This window comes from Loktanella agnita (assembly GCF_046640325.1).
In the GTDB taxonomy this organism is placed as follows: Bacteria; Pseudomonadota; Alphaproteobacteria; order Rhodobacterales; family Rhodobacteraceae; genus Yoonia; species Yoonia agnita.
Map to the genome: position 1 here is coordinate 120,882 of NZ_JBJMBF010000007.1, position 20,894 is coordinate 141,775.

At 57.8% G+C, this 20,894-nt stretch carries 18 protein-coding genes and 1 tRNA gene; 12 read left to right on the plus strand and 7 right to left on the minus strand.

Annotated elements, in window-relative coordinates; translation table 11 throughout:
* Positions 1-71 precede the first annotated feature (71 nt).
* A complete protein-coding gene (locus tag ACJ5NV_RS09945; RefSeq protein WP_411643525.1) occupies positions 72-491 on the plus strand; it encodes a cupin domain-containing protein in 420 nt (139 codons plus the stop codon).
* Here ACJ5NV_RS09945 and ACJ5NV_RS09950 read toward each other — a convergent pair.
* The 6 genes from ACJ5NV_RS09950 to pdxH all read right to left on the minus strand — a co-directional run bounded on the left by ACJ5NV_RS09950 (position 488) and on the right by pdxH (position 7,763).
* Complete coding sequence (locus ACJ5NV_RS09950) at positions 488-1,273, minus strand: TIGR00266 family protein (RefSeq protein WP_411643608.1); 786 nt, start codon at positions 1,271-1,273, stop codon at positions 488-490. The genes ACJ5NV_RS09945 and ACJ5NV_RS09950 overlap by 4 nt on opposite strands.
* A gap of 427 nt (positions 1,274-1,700) precedes the next feature.
* Positions 1,701-5,345, minus strand: coding sequence for a vitamin B12-dependent ribonucleotide reductase (locus tag ACJ5NV_RS09955; protein ID WP_411643526.1), 3,645 nt, complete (start codon positions 5,343-5,345; stop codon positions 1,701-1,703).
* Positions 5,346-5,911: 566 nt separating this feature from the next.
* Positions 5,912-5,988, minus strand: a tRNA-Pro gene (locus tag ACJ5NV_RS09960).
* A gap of 43 nt (positions 5,989-6,031) precedes the next feature.
* Positions 6,032-6,496 carry a DUF192 domain-containing protein gene (locus tag ACJ5NV_RS09965; RefSeq protein WP_411643609.1) on the minus strand — a complete coding sequence of 155 codons (465 nt, stop codon included), beginning with the start codon at positions 6,494-6,496 and terminating at the stop codon, positions 6,032-6,034.
* 11 nt (positions 6,497-6,507) lie between these two features.
* A complete protein-coding gene (locus tag ACJ5NV_RS09970) occupies positions 6,508-7,035 on the minus strand; it encodes a cold-shock protein (RefSeq protein ID WP_411643527.1) in 528 nt (175 codons plus the stop codon).
* A gap of 122 nt (positions 7,036-7,157) precedes the next feature.
* The gene (pdxH, locus tag ACJ5NV_RS09975; RefSeq protein ID WP_411643528.1) at positions 7,158-7,763 is read right to left on the minus strand and encodes a pyridoxamine 5'-phosphate oxidase; all 606 of its coding nucleotides are present in this window, start codon (positions 7,761-7,763) and stop codon (positions 7,158-7,160) included.
* Between the two features lie 149 nt (positions 7,764-7,912).
* Between pdxH and fabI the strand changes: the two genes are divergently transcribed.
* The 5 genes from fabI to trpE all read left to right on the plus strand — a co-directional run bounded on the left by fabI (position 7,913) and on the right by trpE (position 14,066).
* Complete coding sequence (fabI, locus tag ACJ5NV_RS09980; RefSeq protein WP_411643529.1) at positions 7,913-8,719, plus strand: enoyl-ACP reductase FabI; 807 nt, start codon at positions 7,913-7,915, stop codon at positions 8,717-8,719.
* 242 nt (positions 8,720-8,961) lie between these two features.
* Positions 8,962-9,468, plus strand: coding sequence for a xanthine phosphoribosyltransferase (gene gpt, locus ACJ5NV_RS09985; RefSeq protein ID WP_411643530.1), 507 nt, complete (start codon positions 8,962-8,964; stop codon positions 9,466-9,468).
* Positions 9,469-9,472: 4 nt separating this feature from the next.
* A complete protein-coding gene (locus ACJ5NV_RS09990; protein ID WP_411643610.1) occupies positions 9,473-10,648 on the plus strand; it encodes an aminotransferase in 1,176 nt (391 codons plus the stop codon).
* Positions 10,649-10,714: 66 nt separating this feature from the next.
* Complete coding sequence (locus tag ACJ5NV_RS09995; protein ID WP_411643531.1) at positions 10,715-12,550, plus strand: peptidyl-prolyl cis-trans isomerase; 1,836 nt, start codon at positions 10,715-10,717, stop codon at positions 12,548-12,550.
* A gap of 7 nt (positions 12,551-12,557) precedes the next feature.
* Positions 12,558-14,066 carry an anthranilate synthase component I gene (gene trpE, locus ACJ5NV_RS10000; protein WP_411643532.1) on the plus strand — a complete coding sequence of 503 codons (1,509 nt, stop codon included), beginning with the start codon at positions 12,558-12,560 and terminating at the stop codon, positions 14,064-14,066.
* Positions 14,067-14,114: 48 nt separating this feature from the next.
* On the opposite strand, the gene ACJ5NV_RS10005 is transcribed toward trpE, so the two are convergent.
* The gene (locus ACJ5NV_RS10005; RefSeq protein WP_411643533.1) at positions 14,115-15,863 is read right to left on the minus strand and encodes a divergent polysaccharide deacetylase family protein; all 1,749 of its coding nucleotides are present in this window, start codon (positions 15,861-15,863) and stop codon (positions 14,115-14,117) included.
* Between the two features lie 144 nt (positions 15,864-16,007).
* Here ACJ5NV_RS10005 and ACJ5NV_RS10010 point away from each other — a divergent pair, with 144 nt between their 5' ends.
* The 6 genes from ACJ5NV_RS10010 to ACJ5NV_RS10035 all read left to right on the plus strand — a co-directional run bounded on the left by ACJ5NV_RS10010 (position 16,008) and on the right by ACJ5NV_RS10035 (position 20,798).
* A complete protein-coding gene (locus ACJ5NV_RS10010; protein WP_411643534.1) occupies positions 16,008-16,589 on the plus strand; it encodes an anthranilate synthase component II in 582 nt (193 codons plus the stop codon).
* Positions 16,586-17,602: an anthranilate phosphoribosyltransferase gene (gene trpD, locus ACJ5NV_RS10015; protein WP_411643535.1), complete on the plus strand. Its 1,017-nt coding sequence runs from the start codon at positions 16,586-16,588 to the stop codon at positions 17,600-17,602. The genes ACJ5NV_RS10010 and trpD overlap by 4 nt, the downstream gene beginning before the upstream one ends.
* Entirely contained in the window at positions 17,602-18,240 is a 639-nt protein-coding gene (locus ACJ5NV_RS10020) for a uracil-DNA glycosylase (protein ID WP_411643536.1), read from the plus strand. The genes trpD and ACJ5NV_RS10020 overlap by 1 nt, the downstream gene beginning before the upstream one ends.
* Positions 18,240-19,046: an indole-3-glycerol phosphate synthase TrpC gene (gene trpC, locus ACJ5NV_RS10025; protein ID WP_411643537.1), complete on the plus strand. Its 807-nt coding sequence runs from the start codon at positions 18,240-18,242 to the stop codon at positions 19,044-19,046. Before ACJ5NV_RS10020 ends, trpC begins: the two co-directional genes overlap by 1 nt.
* Positions 19,046-19,522, plus strand: coding sequence for a cyclic pyranopterin monophosphate synthase MoaC (moaC, locus tag ACJ5NV_RS10030; RefSeq protein ID WP_411643538.1), 477 nt, complete (start codon positions 19,046-19,048; stop codon positions 19,520-19,522). The genes trpC and moaC overlap by 1 nt, the downstream gene beginning before the upstream one ends.
* Before the next feature lie 103 nt (positions 19,523-19,625).
* Positions 19,626-20,798, plus strand: coding sequence for a molybdopterin molybdotransferase MoeA (locus tag ACJ5NV_RS10035; protein ID WP_411643539.1), 1,173 nt, complete (start codon positions 19,626-19,628; stop codon positions 20,796-20,798).
* Positions 20,799-20,894: the final 96 nt, after the last annotated feature.

A 20,894-nucleotide genomic window follows, 5' to 3' on the forward strand; every position in this document is an offset into this window, starting at 1 on the left:
CCGCAGCGTGTTGCAAAGTCCGACGCTTTTCCGATGCATGTCCGACGCAATACTGATGGGGAAAAATGACCATGACAGCAGATGAAATCATCGCCAAACTCGGCCTCTCTCCACATCCAGAAGGGGGGTATTACCGCCAGACCTGGGTTGCTGGAAATGAAGGGCGGCCCTGCGGAACCTGCATTTATTTCCTGCTCAAAGCAGGCGCATCCAGCCATTGGCACAAGGTCGATGCAGTTGAAATCTGGCACTATTACGCGGGCGCACCGCTGATATTATCCATCACAGACAGCGATGATGGCCCCGCAACCGACCACCACCTTGGCCCTGATCTGGCGGCAGGGCAATTCCCGCAAGCGATTGTTCCCAAAGACAATTGGCAGGCTGCCCGCACAACAGGCGATTGGACCTTGGTCGGTTGCACCGTGTCACCGGGCTTCCGGTTCGATGGGTTTACCCTTGCTGCACCCGGCTTTGATATCCCGCGCTAGCGATCCCCGAACATATCACCAAAGCCCCCAAGGACAGAACCTTCACCCTTGTTGCCACCAACCGCCGCCGCACGCATCACCCGATCCGCCAGCCGCGAAAACGGCAGGCTTTGCAGATACACCGTACCCGGCCCACGCAACGTCGCCAGAAACAGCCCTTCGCCGCCGAACACCATTGACTTCAAACCACCGGCCCGCTGAATGTCATATTCAACCCCCGCCGTGAACGCCCCGATACAGCCAGTATCAACGCGCAGCACCTCGCCGGGGCGCAGTTCTTTCTTCACGACAGAGCCCCCCATATGGATAAAGGCCATCCCGTCGCCGCGCAGCCGCTGCATGATAAAGCCTTCGCCACCAAAGAAGCCGACCCCCAGTTTTTTCTGGAACGCGATATCAGTGGATGTGCCATAAGCCGCACAAAGAAACGCATCTTTCTGGCAAATCAGTTCTTCGCCGATCAACGCCATATTGATCGGAATAATCTTGCCCGGATAAGGTGCCGCAAAAGCCACCCGCTTCTTGCCCTGACCCGTATTGGTGAAATGGGTGATAAAGATGCTTTCGCCGGTCAGCACACGTTTGCCCACATTCAAAAGTGATTGCATGATGCCGCTGTCCGGGGTCGATCCGTCACCCATTTTCGCTTCAAAATCAATACCTTCCTCCATGTAATTCATGGCACCGGCCTCGGCGATCACGGTTTCCTTTGGGTCCAATTCGACCTCAACCACCTGCATGTCATCGCCAAAAACTTCAAAATCGACCTCATGGCATTTCATCACCGTCTCTCCTTACACCGCGCCCCTTATTCAAAATCTACGCGGTGAGACGCCCTGACAAAAGGGGGAATTCTTCGCGTGATGCAGCAGAAAAACAGGGAATGCACCGCATTCACCGACCGCGGACAGAGCGATTGGCGCAGCCAATGGCGGAGTCCGCCTCTCAACACGTACGAAAGAAAAAAAGGGGAGCCGAAGCTCCCCTCTAGTTTCGCTGATCAGGCTCACTCATTATATACCGCCCGGTTTTTTGCCTGCGGCCTGATCCGCGTCAGAGGCGAGCGCACCCGCCCCCGGTCTCGTTGTCTCATTTCAATGTGTCTTGCTCAACGTGGCCACGCCGCAAATTTTTTTTTATATGGCAACTGCCAAGCTGCTGTCGCTAGGGTCAGCGTGGCGGTTGCAAGTCCCATCAACTCTACTATCATTAGCTACACCCGCTCGTGCCGCCACAAGTATTGCACTTCATACAGGTCCCGTTCCGGACCAGCGTGTAGTTCCCGCATTCGCCACAAGGATCACCTTCGTAGCCTTGCATCTTGGCCTTGTCGCGCGCTGAAATCGTGGTGGACGTCTTCAGTGCGGCCCGGGCCGTAACCTCGGGGGCCAGCGTTTGCACTGCGGCTGCAGTGTCTGTGCCCGTCGCCAATGCCGTGGCCCCGAAACCGCCCTGCAAGACCACCAGATCCTGTGGCATCCGCTTGCGCAGATAACCGGTGGAGGAAATCTGCTTCAGCACCTCCAGCGAACGGCTCGCGGCATTCTCGCTTGGCGCCTGCACATTGGACACGCCTTCCTGCTCGCCGCGGCCAATATCGTCGAATGTGGCCCCTTCGGGTTTCACATGCGCCAGATCGGTGCGGTCAAGGTAGCTGACCGCCAACTCGCGGAAGATGTAGTCAAGGATCGATGTCGCGTTCTTGATGCTGTCATTGCCCTGCACCATGCCTGCCGGTTCGAACTTGGTGAAGGTGAACGCATCCACGAACTCTTCCAGCGGTACACCGTATTGCAGACCAACCGACACAGCGATGGCGAAATTGTTCATCATCGCCCGGAAGCCAGCACCTTCCTTGTGCATGTCGATGAAGATCTCACCAAGGGACCCATCCGAATATTCACCGGTTCGCAGGTAAACCTTGTGGCCACCGACGATGGCCTTTTGAGTATAGCCCTTGCGGCGCTGTGGCATCTTTTCCCGCTCGCGAGTCCGGACCTCTTGCACGATGATCTTTTCAACGATCTTTTCTGCCAGCACAGCCGCTTTATCCTGCGTGCTGCCGCTTTCCAGAATTTCTGCAGCTTCTTCATCATCTTCGACCAGCGCGGACGCCAGTGGCTGCGACAGTTTCGATCCGTCACGATACAGCGCGTTCGCTTTCACACCCAGCGACCAGCTCAGCTCATAGGCTTTTTGGCAATCTTCAATCGTCGCATCATTGGGCATGTTGATGGTCTTGGAAATCGCGCCCGAGATGAACGACTGCGCCGCGGCCATCATGTAGATATGGCTGTCAACGCTCAGATAACGCTTGCCTTTTTTGCCACATGGGTTGGCGCAATCAAAGACGCTGTAATGCTCTTCTTTCAGGAAAGGCGCGCCTTCCAGTGTCATTGTCCCGCAGACGTGGTCGTTGGCTGCCTCTACATCCTGCTTGGAATATCCAAGGTGGCGCAGCAGATCGAAGGTCGGATCGTTCAGCTTGTCCACTGGAATACCCAGCGTTTTGGTGCAGAACTCTTCGCCCAGCGTCCATTGGTTAAAGACAAAGCGAATATCAAAGGCCGAAGCAAGCGCCGCTTCCACCTTGTCCAGTTCTTCCTGGCCGAAGCCATGGCCGATCAGCGAGGTGTGGTTGATCGCAGGCGCCTGCCCTATCGTGCCGTGGCCGACCGCGTAGGAAATGATTTCCTCGATCTGTGCCGGACCATAGCCCAGTTTTTCCAGTGCAGCGGGCACCGATTGGTTGATGATCTTGAAATAACCACCGCCGGCCAGTTTCTTGAATTTCACCAGCGCAAAGTCAGGCTCGATCCCGGTTGTGTCACAGTCCATGACCAGACCGATGGTGCCTGTCGGCGCGATGACCGACACTTGCGCGTTGCGATAGCCGTGCTGTTCACCCAGCGACAGCGCCTCGTCCCAGGCCGAGACAGCAAGGTTCACCAGACGGTCATCGGGGCAATTCGCATGGTCCAGTGGCACCGGCTTCACCGCAAGCTTGTCATAGCCGGTCGATTTGCCCAAGGCCGCCTGACGGTGGTTCTTGATGACGCGCAGCATGTGCTTGTCGTTCTTGGCAAAGCCCGGAAACGGCCCCAGCTCGCCCGCCATTTCGGCGGATGTGGCATAGGACACACCTGTCATGATCGCGGTCAGAGCAGCGCCCATGGCGCGGCCTTCGTCGCTGTCATAGCCAAAGCCCATGTTCATCAGCAGACCACCGATGTTGGCATAGCCCAGACCCAACGTGCGGAAGTCATAAGACCGCTGCGCGATTTCCTTGGACGGGAACTGCGCCATCATCACAGAGATTTCCAGCGTCACCGTCCACAGACGCGTGGCGTGCATGTAGTCTTCGACCTGAAACTGCCCATCTTTGTAGAACTTCAGCAAGTTCATCGACGCGAGGTTACAGGCGGTATCGTCCAGAAACATATATTCGGAACAAGGGTTTGAGCCGCGGATTTCGCCATCTTCCGGGCAGGTGTGCCACGCATTGACCGTGTCGTGATACTGGATGCCCGGATCGGCACAGGCCCATGCGGCGTGGCCGACCTGTTCCCACAGATCACGGGCTTTGATGATCTTGGCGACCTCACCATTACGGCGGTTGACCAGCTTCCAGTTCTCGTCCTTCTCAACAGCTTTCAGGAACGCATCGGTGACGCGGATCGAGTTGTTGGAGTTCTGACCAGAAACGGATGAATAGGCTTCCGAATCCCAATCGGTATCATAGGTTGGGAATTCGATGCTGCTGTAACCCTGCTTGGCGTAATCCAGTACCCGCTTGATGTAAGTCTCGGGGATTGCGGATTTTTTCGCATCTTTGACGGCAGCCGCCAGAGTGTCGTTAGTCTTGGGGTCATAGGCCGCGATTTCTTCGCCGTCCCAGGATTTGATCGCGGCAAAGATCGCGTTCAGATAGCGTTCGTGCATCTTGGAGCCCGCGACGATAGACGCCACTTTCTGCTCTTCAATGACCTTCCAGTTGATGAATTCTTCGATATCGGGGTGATCGGCATCCACGATCACCATCTTGGCCGCACGGCGGGTGGTGCCGCCGGATTTGATCGCGCCCGCAGCCCGGTCACCGATTTTCAGGAAGCCCATCAGGCCGGATGATTTGCCGCCACCGGACAGTGCCTCGCCTTCGCCGCGCAGCGACGAAAAGTTGGTGCCCGTACCAGAGCCATATTTGAACAGCCGCGCTTCACGCACCCAAAGATCCATGATCCCGCCGTCATTCACCAGATCATCGCCGACCGACTGGATAAAGCAAGCATGCGGCTGCGGATGTTCATAGCTGGATGTGGATTTGGTCAGCTCGCCGGTCTGGTAGTCCACGTAGTAATGCCCTTGCGCCGGACCGTCGATGCCGTAAGCCCAGTGCAGACCGGTGTTAAACCACTGTGGGCTGTTCGGTGCGGCGCGCTGGGTGGCCAGCATGTAGCGCATTTCGTCAAAATAGGCGCGAGCGTCTTCCTCGGTCGAGAAATAGCCGCCCTTCCAGCCCCAATAGGCCCAAGCCCCGGCCAGACGGTCAAAAACCTGCTTGGCAGAGGTTTCGCCACCGAATGTCGCGCCTTTGGCAGGCTCGGACCGCCACAGGAACTCAGGAACGCCCTTTTCCTTGATCTTTTTCACAGCAGAGGGCACGCCCGCCTTCCGGAAATATTTCTGAGCAATAACGTCAGAGGCAACCTGACTCCAACCGCCCGGAATTTCACAATCATCCAGCTTGAAAACGATGGTCCCGTCCGGATTACGAATCTCGGAGGTTGTCGTTTTGAAAGCCAGCGCCGCGTAAGCGTCCTGCCCGCATTTCGTGAAATTGCGTTCGATCTTCATATATCTGCCCCTTTTTTTTCGTGCGGCCGTCGTTGCGGCTAAACTTCTACCCGCGGCTCACTTTTCGCCCCGGAAACTTGCAATTCTGTGCGCATCAGCCTGTATGAGACGGCCCCGGTCATTGACCGGCGATTGTGTATGACGTTGCTGATAAAGCCACGTCGACTTTCTGGAACTGTCTCGTGCGGACACCACATTTAGTGCCCATCTGATCTGCCCGCACAAACTGGACCATCTAGCCCTTGGGGGTCAACGGATTTTTAACACCAAATGTCGATTAAAGAACTTGACGGTTTTTAGCCAACCTGCCCCAGCCGGGGGCATGATGATTCATGCACCGGGTTATACACAGGTACGGCTCAAACACCGGTCCGTGAAATCCCTTTCGTTCGGCCCACTTATCTCCGAACGCTCAATAATCACCTCAACGGCGTCAGCGGGACGCATGTGATTCTATAGGTGAAACAAGCTCTTATCCCTTAGGCCGTGACAGTGATCGGCCACACACCCACAGGATGTGAGCCCCCTTAGGGGCGATACTCTCTAAGCGTTAAAAGAGGAGATTGTGGTCGGGGCGGAGAGATTCGAACTCCCGACCCTCTGTTCCCAAAACAGATGCGCTACCAGGCTGCGCTACGCCCCGAACCAAGGCTGTCTTTAGCGACACCGAACTGATTTGAAAAGCCCTAACCAGAGGAATTTTCACCACAAGGCAAAATAGCGTCCGGACCAAAGCTAGGATGTTGCAATACATCGCCAACAGCGATGCCAAGCCGCTCCGACAGACCGCCGTTAATCTCCAGCACCATCTGCACACCCTGCCCGCCTGGGACCGGTGTCAGATTGCCTGGCTCAGCATTTTGGTAGAGTGTCAGGATTTCGCCCTCTGGGCTGACGAACAGCATGTCGAGTGGAATCAATGTGTTCTTCATCCAGAAGCTTACGGGCTGCGGGCGCTCGTAGATGAACAGCATGCCGGTTAGCATCGGCATGTTTTCCACGTGCATCAGACCGCGCGCACGTTCCTGCGGCGTGTCGGCGACTTCAACGTTGAAATGCACCTGCCCCCAGTCACCCGTCACTGTCACCTTGTCCGGGGCGCAAACCGCCCAGACAGGTTGCGCAGCCAGCACAAAGCTGGCTGCAACCATTGCAAGCTGTCTCACTTGGCTGCGATCTCCCAGCCGATGACTTCGATCGCCATGCGACCACGTTCGCCATCGACAAGGCGCAAACCGACAGCTTCGCCTGATTGAAGATCAGACAGGCCGGACCTGCGCAAAACTTCGACATGGATGAAGACGTCTTCATCACTGCCGAACACATTTGCAAAACCAAAACCCTTTGCCTTGTCGAACCATTTCACACGCGAAGGCTCTATTGGCCTGTTTGCAATATCTTCGGCCGTGAACTCGACCATATCGCGCAGCGGAACAGCTGCATCACTTTTTGGCGGTGTAATCGCCAGTACTTGCGTGGCTTGAAGTCCACGCTGCGTATCCTGCACCAGTATTTCGATCATCGATCCATCGACAACGGATCCCTGCCCAAAGTTCCGAAGCACATTTGCATGAAGCAATATGTCCGGCCCTCCGAGATCAGCAATCACAAATCCAAACCCCTTTGATGGGTCGAACCACTTCACCTGGCCATGTACACGTCGCTGGCAGTCGGTGTCCTGCGTATTCATCACGTCTTCCCCTCGGCCACTTTCTTCTTTGTGCAAAAGTGACCGTCTTTCTCTCTACCCGGAACAATCACGACCAGAAAACAACCTTAACTGCAAGGCCCAAGATTTCACGTAGCGTGAATTCACGGGCTTAGGCGGGCTATTTCCCACTCCTGATCAATCGTTTTACGCGACCACCGAAACCGGTCGTGTAGTCTAAATGCGCCATCGGACCAAAACTCGATCTCCAATGGCGTTATACGAAAACCGCCCCAGAAGGGAGGCCGTTCGGGGTCCCGACCCTTCTGTACTGTAACTTTTGCAACCTCAGCCATCAAAGCCGCGCGCGACTTGAGTGGCTGCGATTGCCGTGATGCCCATGCACCCAATCTGCTGTTGAGTGAACGGGAATGGTAATATTCATCTGCAACCGGCCCATCCTCTTTGCTTACAAGGCCGCGCACACGAAGCTGCCGCCCAAGGGACTTCCAGTGGATCACAAAAGCCGCTTTCCCGGAATACGTGATCTCTTCAGATTTTATGCTCTTGTAGTTTGTGTAAAAGACAAATGCGTCCGGCTCAATGTTCTTTAGCAAAACCATGCGGACATTTGGCATACCTGTTGCATCCACAGTCGATAGCGCCATTGCGTTCGCGTCGCTTGGTTCTGTTTCCGTCGCCGTATTTAACCAATCCCGCGCTATTGCGAATGGGTCGTCTCCAGCAAATATGCCAATTCGATCAGACATTTCCGACCCTTTTGCTCCGTCAATTGTCAGCCTTAGGCTCAATCTGCGGATGTGGCAACCTTTTACCGAATATGTTCAGGCGCTTGATGACATGTCTGCAATCGCCTAAACCAATGATCAACAGGAAAAAACACACGAGGACGACGGGGATGAGCGCAGAATTAATGCACGGAAAACGCGGGTTGATCATGGGTTTGGCAAATGACAAATCCATCGCCTGGGGCATTGCAAAAGCCTGCGCCGACGCAGGTGCGACGCTTGCGTTTTCATATCAGGGCGATGCGCTGAAAAAGCGGGTCGAACCACTGGCCGCGTCGGTCGGTTCCGATATTGTCCTCCCTTGCGATGTAGACGATGAAGAATCGATCGACGCCTTATTCGCTGCGTTGCAAGAGAAATGGGGCAAGCTTGATTTTATCGTGCATGCCATTGGTTTTTCTGACAAAAGTGAACTGCGTGGCCGCTATGTCGACACCAGTCGCCAGAACTTTCTAACGTCGATGGATATTTCGGTCTATTCTTTTACAGCTGTCGTAAAGCGGGCTGAAAAGATGATGACCGAAGGCGGCTCCTGCCTGACGCTGACCTACTATGGCGCCGAAAAAGTCATGCCGCATTACAATGTCATGGGCGTCGCCAAGGCCGCGCTGGAGGCATCGGTGCGCTACTTGGCCGAGGACTTGGGCAAAGATAATATCCGCGTTAACGCGATCAGCGCTGGGACGATCAAGACCCTCGCGGCTTCTGGCATTGGTGACTTCCGCCTGATCATGAAATGGAACGAATATAACTCTCCGCTGCGCCGCACCGTGACACAGGAAGAAGTCGGCAAATCCGCGCTTTACCTGCTCTCGGACCTGGGCAGCGCGGTTACGGGAGAGGTGCTGCACGTCGACGCCGGCTATCATGTTGTTGGCATGAAGGCTGTAGACGCGCCCGACATCACAAAGGAATAGCAGCGCCGAAGTTGTAGGCATCACCTCTTAATCGCCCCAATTGTGACGTTACGTCACTTTAGGGCGAATTAGCGTAGTGCCTGCTGTCTATCAGAGGCACTGCGCGCATTAATTGACCAGCATCCGGTGGATTCAGCGCATTGACGCCTTTGGTGATTCACGTGCAATTGTGAAATAAGTGCGCGTCAGGACCGATATGTGGCGATGCTGCGCAGATCGTACCCGGATAAGAGGACCCGCATATGACCGATAACCGCCTGCCCCACGAAAAAGGTTTCCATATCAGCTGGGATCAGATTCACCGCGACAGCCGCGCGCTGGCATGGCGGCTGGATGGTCAAGGGCCCGATGACGGCGCATGGCGTGCGGTTGTGGCAATCACCCGTGGCGGCATGGCCCCGGCGATGATTGCCGCACGCGAGTTGGATATCCGTACTGTCGATACGATCAGCGTCAAAAGCTATGATCACCAAGATCAGGCCGAAGCCATGGTGCTGAAATCGCCTGATAAGGAACTGATGGGTGACGGCACCGGCATTTTGATCATTGATGACCTTGTCGATAGTGGCAAAACGCTCGAACTGGTCCGCAAAATGTACCCCAAGGCGCATTTTGCCACGGTCTACGCCAAGCCAAAGGGCCGCCCGCAGGTGGACACATTCATTACAGAGGTCAGCCAGGACACGTGGATCTTTTTCCCGTGGGACATGGCCCTGCAATATGTCGAACCCTATCGCGGCAAAGACTGACACCATGCCATTGCCCCGCACCGCGACCACATTTACCCCGCCGGTAATGGCGGCGCGGCGCTGGCTGGATGGGGTCACCCACCCCGCCGACCGCCCGCTTTTGAATGTCAGTCAGGCCGCCCCTGTCGATCCGCCCCCCGCACCATTGCGCGAGGCGATGGCCCGGATCGTTGTGGATGACCCGGACGCGCATCTTTACGGGCCTGTGCTTGGCCTGCCTGCATTACGTGAAGAGGTCGCGAAGCAATGGTCCGCGGCTTATGGTGGCAAGATCACCCCTGCGCAGGTCGGTATCACCTCTGGCTGCAACCAAGCCTTTGCCGCCGCCATCGCCGCGCTTTGCGGTGAAGGGGATGAGGTGATCATCCCGGTGCCCTATTACTTCAACCACCGCATGTGGATGGATATGTCGGGTGTCAAAACCGTTCCCTTGCAGGCGGGCGACGGGATGATCCCAGAGGCGCAAGTGGCGGCCAAGCTGATCACCCCGCGCACCCGCGCCATTGCCCTTGTCAGCCCGAACAACCCATGCGGCGTTGAATATCCGGCAGAAACACTGCGCGCCTTTATGGCGCTCGCGCGGGAACATAAGATCGCGCTGATCGTCGATGAAACTTATCGCGACTTCGACAGCCGCAGCGGTGCCCCGCATGATCTTTTCGCAGATCCCAACTGGGCAGACACGCTGATCCACCTTTATTCTTTCTCGAAAGCCTACCGGCTGACGGGGCACCGTGTCGGCGCAGTCATCACGTCAGAACAGCGGATGGCAGAGATCGAAAAATTCCTCGACACGGTCACCATCTGCCCCAACCAAATCGGGCAGCGGGCCGCACTATGGGGGATGCAGCACCTTCAGGAGTGGCTGGCTGGCGAGCGGTTGGAAATTCTCGACCGGCGCGCGGCGATTACGGACAATTTCCCTAAGCTCGGCGCGCAAGGCTGGGATCTGCTTGGTTGCGGTGCATATTTTGCATATCTCAAGCATCCATTCCCGATCTCTTCGGCAGAACTGGCACCACTACTTGTGCGCGATTCAGGCGTACTTCTATTGCCGGGGACGATGTTCATGCCGGACGATGTGCCGGGAGGCGATTCCCAGTTGCGGGTCGCTTTTGCGAATGTCGACCGAGACGGGATTGAAACACTGTTCGACAGGCTGTCAAACCTCCGCTTCTGACACTTGCACCCCTGCCGCAGGAACCGTATTCATGCGCGACCTCACAGGGCGGAGCATGCGCAGACAATGGCAAAGAAAAGCAAAAAATACGGTGGCTGGATTATTGTTGGCGTGGTCCTCGTCGGACTTGCCGGTTTTGGGACAGGCGGGCTAAGCGGCAATATTCGGAACCTCGGCACAGTTGGTGATAAAGACGTCAGCGTCACATCCTATCAGCGTGCGCTGAGCAGCCAGATCAATGCGCTTTCGCAGCAATTCGGCACCGCCCTGTCATTCCAGCAGGCGCAGGCTTTTGGGATCGACCGCGCCGCGCTTAACCAGCTTGTGCTGAACCGCAGTCTGGACAATGAGGCGAGCACGCGCGGCATCTCTATCGGCGATCAGAATGTCTTTGAAAGGCTGCGGTCGTTCCGCGAATTTCAGGGCGCGAATGGTTTTAACCGTGAAAGCTATCGGTTTGCGCTGCAGCAGACCGGCCAGACCGAAGCACAGTTCGAAACTGAAATTCGCGAAGATATCGCCCGTACCCTGCTACAGACTGCAATCGTGAACGGTGTGCCGGATGCCACGACCTATGCCGATGCGGTTATGCAATATGTGGGTGAACAACGCAGCATCACATGGGCCACCGTCAGCGTTGATGATTTGACCGCACCTGTGCCCGGCGCGACAGACGCGGATGCGCAGGCCTACTATGATGCGAACCCAGATGAATTCACCCTGCCAGAGACACGTGACATCACCTATGTCTGGCTGACGCCCAACATGATCCAAGACGATATGGTCGTCGCCGACGAAGCTGTCGCACAGCTTTATCAGCAGCGCAGCGCAGAATTTGTGCAGCCAGAACGGCGACTGGTCGAACGTCTGGTCTATGTCAGCGCTGCGCGCGCGGAAGAGGCGCTTGCCCGGCTTGAAGCAGGCGATGTGGCGTTTGAGGATCTGGTGGTCGAACGCGGGCTAAGCCTGTCGGATATTGATCTGGGCGATGTTAGCCGCGAAGATTTGCGCAGCGCGGGCGATGCGGTATTCGCCGCCCAACCCGGCGAGGTGGTCGGCCCGTTCAACTCTTCTTTGGGCCCTGCCCTATTTCGGATGAATGCGGTTCTGGCCGCGCAGGAAACCACCCTTGAAGAGGCGACACCTGACCTGCGTCAGGAACTGGCCGCCGAGGCCGCCCGCGACGTCATCAACCAAAACATCGACCAAATCATTGATCTGGTGGCCGGTGGTGCCGCACTCGAAGATCTTGCAGAACGCACCGATATGGAACTTGGCACAATTGCCTGGTCCGAAGACGTGACTGATGACATTGCCGCCTATGAAGCTTTCCGCACTGCCGCTGCCAGCGTCGCAGAAGGTGACTTTGCAGAGGTGATTGATCTGGCCGATGGCGGGATCTTTGCCCTGCGGCTTGACAGCATCACACCCCCGGCCCTGCAACCGCTGGACACGGTCCGCGATGAGGTTGCGACGCTCTGGCAGGAACAGGCCCGGCAAGAGGCGATCATCGCCCGTGCCGAGGAAATCGCGCAAGCGATCCAACCGCTCACCGGCTTTGACACGCTTGGGCTGGAACCCACGGTTGAAAACGATCTGACGCGCCGCAGCTTTATCGAAGGCACACCGCCTGATTTCAACGAGCAAATGTTTGAAATGCGTGTCGGCGACGTGCGCGTTTTAGATGCGGAAGACCGTGCAATCATCGTCCGGCTTGACGATATCGCGCCACCAGATGCAGAGGATGATACCGTCGTCGCACAGCGCGAAACCCTTGCGGAAACCGCCTCTGCCGGGATAGCGCAGGATATCTTTGAAGCCTACACCACTAAGCTACAGGAAGAGACGGACATCAATATCAATCAGGCGACCGTGAACGCGGTGAACGCCCAGTTCCAATAGGTCTGCCATGGCGCTTCTTCCCGATTTCGACAGCTTTGCCAAAGGGTACGACGCGGGCGAAAATCAGATTGTCTACACACGCATCGCGGCCGATCTGGATACGCCTGTTTCGCTGATGCTCAAGCTTTCGGGCGCGGGCGAAAACGCGTTCATGCTGGAAAGCGTAACGGGCGGAGAGGTACGCGGGCGCTATTCAATCATCGGCATGAACCCCGACCTGATCTGGGAATGCCGGGGCACATCATCCCGCGTGAACCGTAATGCACGCTTCGACGAAAATGGCTGGGTGCAGATGGAATCTGACCCGCTGACGGCGCTGCGCGCGTTGCTGGCGGAATCACGGATTGACCTGCCCGCCGACCTGCCTGCCGCGTCTGCCGGGCTGTTTGGCTATCTGGGCTATGACATGATCCGGTTGGTGGAACACCTGCCCGATGTGAACCCTGACCCGCTTGATCTGCCTGACGCCGTGATGTTGCGCCCCTCTGTCGTAGCAGTGCTGGATGGGGTGAAGGGTGATGTGATTCTGGTGGCCCCCGCCTATGTAAATTCCGGCCTGTCCGCGCGCGCAGCCTATGCGCAAGCCGCCGAGCGTGTAATGGATGCTCAACGCGCGCTCGACCGCGCCACACCGGGCGAAAGCCGGGCGCTTGACTTGCCCGATACCGTGGCACCGCCGCAATCAAACTTTTCCCGCGACGGCTATCTGCAGGCAGTGGAAATGGCCAAGGACTACATTCGTGCGGGCGACATCTTTCAGGTAGTACCATCGCAGCGATGGACGCAGGAATTTAACGCGCCACCCTTCGCGCTATATCGGTCGCTGCGGCGCACGAATCCCTCGCCCTTTATGTTCTTTTTTAATTTTGGCGGGTTTCAGGTGATCGGGGCCAGCCCAGAAATTCTGGTGCGGGTGTTTGGCAAAGAAGTCACGATTCGCCCGATCGCCGGCACTCGTCCGCGCGGCGCGACCCCGGCAGAGGACAAAGCGCATGAGCTTGACCTGCTTGCCGACCAAAAGGAACTGGCCGAGCATCTGATGCTGCTGGATCTGGGCCGGAACGACACCGCCAAAGTTTCTAAAATCGGGACGGTCCGCCCGACCGAGCAATTCACAATCGAGCGCTACAGCCATGTTATGCACATCGTGTCGAATGTCGTGGGCGAACTGGCCGATGATCAGGACGCATTGAGTGCGTTTTTCGCGGGCATGCCAGCGGGAACAGTTTCCGGCGCGCCAAAGGTCCGCGCGATGGAGATCATTGACGAGCTGGAACCGGAAAAGCGTGGCGTCTATGGCGGCGGCTGCGGCTATTTTAGCGCCAATGGTGATATGGATATGTGTATCGCGCTACGCACCGCTGTGCTGAAGGATCAGAACCTCTATATTCAGGCAGGTGGCGGCGTGGTCTATGACAGCGACCCTGAGGCCGAATATCAGGAAACCGTGCATAAATCGAACGCCATCCGCAAGGCGGCGGCAGAGGCGAGCATGTTCAAAAGCAGCGGCAACTGATCCACAACGCAGGTGGGTCAAGACCCACCTTACGCCGTGGCAATGTCGCTATTGCATTTCGGACCGTAGCACGCCCGTCAGTGGGGCCACACGCAATTGGTCCGTTTCCATGTTGTCGCCCCACGCACGCAGCGCTTGCAGGGTCTGCGGCATAAGTTGACCAGACAGGACAGCCGATCCCGTTTGTCGGGTCCGGAATGCAGCCTGATCAAGCGCGCGTTCGATGCCCGCCGCGCCTCCACCATCTTTGCTTAGGTCGCGTAGCACCGCAGCGGCGGGCACATTGGCCTGCTGCGCATTGCGCACCGTGTTACCCAGCCCGCGCTCCATCGCCACGAGCCCGCGCCCATCGGCGGCCAGCACTTCGATCACCTGTGACGCGACAGAGCGGTTGATTTGCAAAAGCCCCGTTCCATCGGAATAAAGCGCCACAGCCTCTGGCAGGGTGCCAAATGCCGCTTCCAGCGCGACCTCGACATCCGTCGGCGTCGCCCCCGGCGGTAGCGATATATGCATCGCAACCTCAACGCCTGCGGCCCGATAGGCTTGCATCCGGGCGTTCGCATCACCGCTGATCGGGTTAAGCACAATGGTGACCGGCACGGGCAGTGCGGCGACCATATCAACGGCGTCGGTCAGCATGCCATTGTCGATCAACAGGATCGCGATCATCGGCAGATCGTCGGCATTTTCAAAGTCTGCCGCATAGCGTTGCCACGCAGGAATTTCATCATCTGTGGTCTGTTCGGCAACCGTTTCGGCAGGCTCACCGGCGGTTTCAGAGGGCTCTGCCCCGGGACGGTTGATGCGCACGCCAGGGGCCTGTGGCAGTGCAGACACCTCATCAGCATCGGCTGTGACCTGCGGCAGCGCGGGCGCGTTATTTGCTGCGATATCCATCTCTGGCGCGGCTGGTTCTTCTACCTCTGGCGCGGTCTCGCGCGGTGCTTCGACCACCGTTTCGGTTTCAGCAGGATCATCGACATCGACTGGTGCCTCTGGTGCGGCATCATCTGCTTCCCATGGGAAGGTGACCGGCGCAGAGGTGGTGGCCTCTTCCGGAGCTGCCTCGACGGCCGCAGTCTCGCGTTCCTGGGTGGTTGGCGCTGTGCGCACCGGGTCAGACGTGTTCGGCGTTGATCCCGCGTCAGCCACAATGATCGCCTGATCTTCAGCTGGTTCTTCTGCACTTTCTGCTGCGACGACCGGTGTCTCGTCCGCAGCTGCATCCTCGGCAATCGGGACCGGATCGGGTTTGGGCGCCCCTGAAACGATCACCACTTCATCATCAGGAAGCGCTGTATCGGGCAGTTCTTTCGGCAATTCCGCCAATGCGGGCAGATCTTCGGTAGGCTCTGGCAGAACGATATCTTCTGCCACATCCTGCTCTGGCTCTGTCAGGGTCGTATCGACGGCGACGGCCTCTGGCACGACAAGCGGCTCTTCTTCTGTAAACGTCTCTGCCACGGCGGGTTCTTCTGTGACCACAGGCTCGACCTGTGGCGCAGTGGTTGCTGTGGCGGTATCTTCGACCGGGGCGAGTTCAACCGGGCTATCGTCAGGAGCAGGTTCTGCAAGCATGCCAGCCGCAACCAAATCGGCAAAGGCTGGCTGATTTTCCGCATCATCTGCGCGCGATATTTCGGCACCATCCGGAGCACTATTTTCGCTGGGGGCCAGATCCTGATCCGCGATCTGTTCTGCGCCCCGTGGCTGGTTTGTGACCTGTGACGCCACCCCCAGGCCCACAATGCCCAGCACCAGCGCCCATAGACTGCCTGCTAAACTACTCCGCATTTGCCTTCACCTTATTTCTCTGTCCGCGTCATCCGCGCCCGTTCGACCTTGACGTCAGCCGGGCTCCTAGCACATGTATGGCTGGGCTTGTGCCTTTAGCCAAGGGGTTGATGTTACCCCTGTTTATCTTTGCAGGACATTCGGATGCTACTTCTGATCGATAACTATGACAGCTTCACCTATAATCTTGTCCATTATCTGGGCGAATTGGGAGCGAATGTGGTCGTCAGGCGTAATGATGCGCTGGATGTGCAAGAGGCGATGGCCATGCGACCCAACGCGATTTTGCTTTCTCCCGGCCCTTGCGATCCATCACAAGCAGGGATTTGTCTGGCGCTCGTGCATGCCGCAGCCGAGACCGGTCTGCCTTTGATGGGTGTCTGTCTGGGCCATCAGGCCATTGGTGAGGCCTTCGGCGGCAAGGTCGTGCGCTGCCATGAGATCGTGCATGGCAAGCTGGGTGCGATGCAACATACCGGACAGGGCCTGTTTGCTGACCTCCCAAGCCCGTTTGACGCCACCCGCTATCATTCGTTGATTGTCGAACGGGACACCCTGCCCGACTGTCTTGAGATCACAGCCGCATTGGAAGACGGCACAATCATGGGTCTACAACACAAAACGCTGCCCATTCATGGCGTCCAGTTTCATCCTGAAAGCATCGCCTCCGCCCACGGGCACAAGCTGCTGAACAATTTTCTGGATATGACAAAGGTCCCGGCATGAGCGACGCACTGAAGCCTTTGATTGATGCGGCGGCCAACGGGCCGCTAAGCCGCGCACAAGCCGAAGCGGCGTTCGAGATCCTGTTTGCAGGCGACGCGACACCTTCGCAAATCGGTGGGCTTTTGATGGCGCTGCGCACACGCGGCGAGACGGTCGATGAATATGCCGCCGCTGCCGCTGTGATGCGGTCGAAATGTCTGCCTGTCACAGCCCCCGCAGGGGCCATTGACATTGTTGGTACAGGCGGCGATGGCAAGCACACGCTGAATATCTCGACCGCGACTGCGTTTGTGGTGGCCGGTGCCGGTGTGCCCGTCGCCAAACACGGCAATCGCAACCTATCCTCAAAATCCGGCACCGCTGACGTGCAGGGTAAGATGGGCATCAATGTCATGGTCGGGCCAGAGATCGTCGAACGCGCGCTGGCCGAGGCCGGGATTGGCTTTATGATGGCACCGATGCATCACCCGGCGGTGAAGCATGTCATGCCGACGCGGGCCGAACTTGGAACCCGCACGATTTTCAATATCCTTGGCCCACTGACAAACCCGGCGGGGGTCAAGCGCCAGTTGACAGGTGTCTTCAGTCCGACGCTTATCCGACCGATGGCCGATACTTTGCTCACCCTCGGATCAGAGGCTGCATGGCTGGTCCACGGATCAGACGGCACCGACGAAATGACGATTACCGGCATCAGCTGGGTCGCCGCTGTCAAAGACGGCGCCGTCACCGAATTTGAAGTGCATCCCGAAGATGCCGGCCTGCCGGTGCATGACTTTGCCGCAATCATCGGTGGCACACCCGAAGAAAATGCGCAGGCCTTCCGCGCGCTGCTTGACGGTGAATCTGGCGCTTATCGCGATGCCGCACTGCTGAACGCCGCAGCGGCCTTGCTTGTCGCGGGCAAGGTAAGCGCCCTGCCCGAAGGTGTTGATATTGCGCGGGAAAGCATCGACAGCGGCAGGGCAAAACAGGCGTTGGAAACACTTGCACGTATTACATCTGGCGCGTGATGTTTGACCTCAGCCGCCTTGGTGACTGGGCCGACCTGCCTTTCTTCCGGGACGATCTTCCGGCCATCAGCGCCCAGCTAAATCAGGGGATCCTGCCGCCGCCCGAACTGACATTTGCGGCGCTTGAACGGAGTCAGCCGCAGGCCACACGCGTGGTGATCATCGGGCAGGATCCCTATCACACGCCGGGCAAAGCCGATGGTTTGGCCTTTTCCATTCCGGATGACTTCGGCGGGCGGCTTGATAGTTTGGGTAATATCTTCAAAGAGATAGAGGCTGATCTAAGCCAGCGCCGCAGCAAGACATCGCTGACTGACTGGGCAGATCAAGGTGTTCTGCTGCTCAACACTGCTCTAACGGTGCCACCGGGAAAACCAAAAGCACATGCAAAGCTTGGCTGGTCAGAGCTTGTTCGGCAGGTCATCGCAAAGCTGAACGACCAGCCGCGCGCCTTCATCCTCTGGGGCGGTCCCGCGCAGCGCTATGCCAGCCATATCACGGGCGATCACCTGATCCTGACATCCGCGCACCCATCGCCGCTGTCATGCCATCGGGGCTTTTTCGGCTCGCGCCCATTTTCAAAGGTGAACCAGTGGCTTATTGAACGAGGGCAAGAACCAATACACTGGGCGGACTGATGAGCGATATTCTCGAAAAAATCAAAACCTACAAATTGGAAGAGGTCGCCGCCCGCAAGGCCGAGACACCACTGTCCGAGCTCGAAACGCGCGCCCAGAATGCATCACCCACACGCGGGTTTGCCGAAAAGCTGACGGACGCGGCGCGCGAAAACTACGGGTTGATCGCCGAGATCAAAAAAGCCAGCCCGTCCAAAGGGTTGATCCGCCCGGAATTCGACCCGCCCGCCCTTGCCGCCGCATATGCTGCCGGTGGCGCCACATGCCTGTCCGTCCTGACCGATGGCCCGAGCTTTCAAGGTGATGACAGCTATCTGGCAGCCGCCCGCGACGCCTGCGACCTGCCGGTCCTGCGCAAGGATTTCCTTTATGACACCTATCAGGTCACAGAAGCACGGGCGCTGGGAGCAGATTGCATTCTGATCATCATGGCCTCTGTCAGCGATACGCAAGCACAAGAGCTGGAAGCGGCCGCCATCGACTGGAACATGGATGTGCTGATCGAAGTCCATGATCAGGCAGAGCTGGAGCGTGCCAGCGCACTGAAATCCCCGCTGATGGGGATCAATAACCGCAATCTCAAGACATTCGAAACAACGCTCGACACGACGCGGACCCTTTCAAAACTGGTCCCTGCGGACCGGACCATCGTCTGTGAAAGCGGGCTGAACACACCAGAGGAACTGGCCGATATGTCCCGCTACGGCGCGCGCTGTTTTCTGATTGGCGAAAGCCTGATGCGGCAGGATGACGTCGAAGCTGCCACCCGGCAGTTGCTGGCCAATCCGCCTGTTGGGGGCATGTAATGTCCGGGCTCAGCCATTTCGACCAGGACGGCAAGGCGCATATGGTCGATGTGTCTGACAAACCTGTCACCGCGCGTATCGCCGTGGCCGAAGGGTTCATCCGGATGACCGCCGAAACGCTGGCCCTGATCACCGAAGGCCGCGCGGAAAAAGGCGACGTGTTGGGCATCGCCCGGATCGCAGGCATCATGGGGGCCAAGAAAACTGCCGCGCTGATCCCGCTCTGCCACCCGCTGCCGATCACAAAGGTGGCGCTGGACCTGACAGCAGACCCCGCCCTGCCCGGCATCCGGATCACGGCAACGGTGAAAACCGGCGGTCAAACCGGTGTCGAAATGGAAGCGCTGACCGCCGTCAGCACCGCCACGCTGACAGTCTATGACATGGTGAAAGCCGTGCAAAAAGACATGGAAATCGGCGGCATCCGCGTGACGCTGAAGGATGGCGGCAAATCGGGGCGGTTTGAACAGCCATGACAACGCGGGGCGGGTTTTCAGACAGAGTCACAGTGTGGGTTAAAATGATCACAAATCAGACCTATGCCGATTGGGAAGAGGCCAACCTACGAGCACTAGCGCCATGATCACGGTCGAAGAGGCGCTTTCCCAGCTTTTCGCCCTCGTCTCTCCGCTCGACGCAGAGAATGTTGTGCTGCGCGACGCGCATGGGCGCGTGCTCGCGACACCAATACAGGCCCGGCGTGACCAGCCACCCTTCCCTGCCTCGGCCATGGATGGCTATGCGATTGCCGGTCAGGATGCAACGGTGGGCAGGCAGTTTTCCGTGATCGGCGAATCCGCCGCCGGGCATGGGTTTTCCGGGACTGTCGGACCGGGCCAGACGGTCCGCATCTTCACCGGCGCGCCGATGCCTGCGGGCACGGATCGCGTGATCATTCAGGAAGATGTCATCCGAGACGGCGACACGATCACCCTTGGCGATAGGCTTGACGACAAACCGCACGTGCGCCCCGCCGGAGCCGATTTCAGGATCGGCGACAGCATCAGCGCGCCCCGCCTGCTTGGCCCGTCGGATATCGCGCTGCTGGCGGCGATGAATATTGCAGAGGTTCCGGTGACCCGCCGCCCCGTGGTGGCGATCATCCCGACCGGTGACGAGCTGGTACAACCCGGAGAGACGCCGGGAGATGATCAGATTATTGCTTCCAACAGCTATGGATTGGCGGCGCTGCTTGATCGCCTCGGCGCACAACCGCGTTTGCTCCCGATTGCGCATGACACCATACCGTCCCTTGAACTCGCTTTTGAGCTCGCTAGCGATGCGGATTTAATCGTAACCATCGGGGGGGCGTCGGTCGGTGATCACGATCTGGTCGGCGATGTGGCCCAAGCCCAAGGCATGGACCGCGCGTTCTACAAGATCGCGATGCGGCCCGGTAAGCCGCTGATGGCGGGCCGCATGGGAACGGCAACGATGATCGGATTGCCCGGCAATCCCGTCTCGGCCATGGTCTGCGGGCATATCTTTCTGGCACCTGTGATCCGCAAAATGCTGGGCCAAGGTGCGGCACCCGTGCCGCGACAGACTGCGGCGCTCGCCCATAATATTGGTGCAAATGGTCCGCGCGAACATTACATGCGCGCGCACTTTGGGCCTGACGGTGTCAGGATATTTGACCGACAGGACAGCGCCCTTCTCAGCGTGTTGGCCGATGCGAACTGCCTAGCGGTCCGTCCGATCAGTGATCCTGCCCGTACCAAAGGCGATACGATTGAGATAATCCCGATCTGATCTATGCGGTCTTGAGATAAGACGTATTTGCCAACTTAGACGCGAGACGATTGACACAAAACAGGAACATGCGTAGAACATATGCAAAACCTGCGA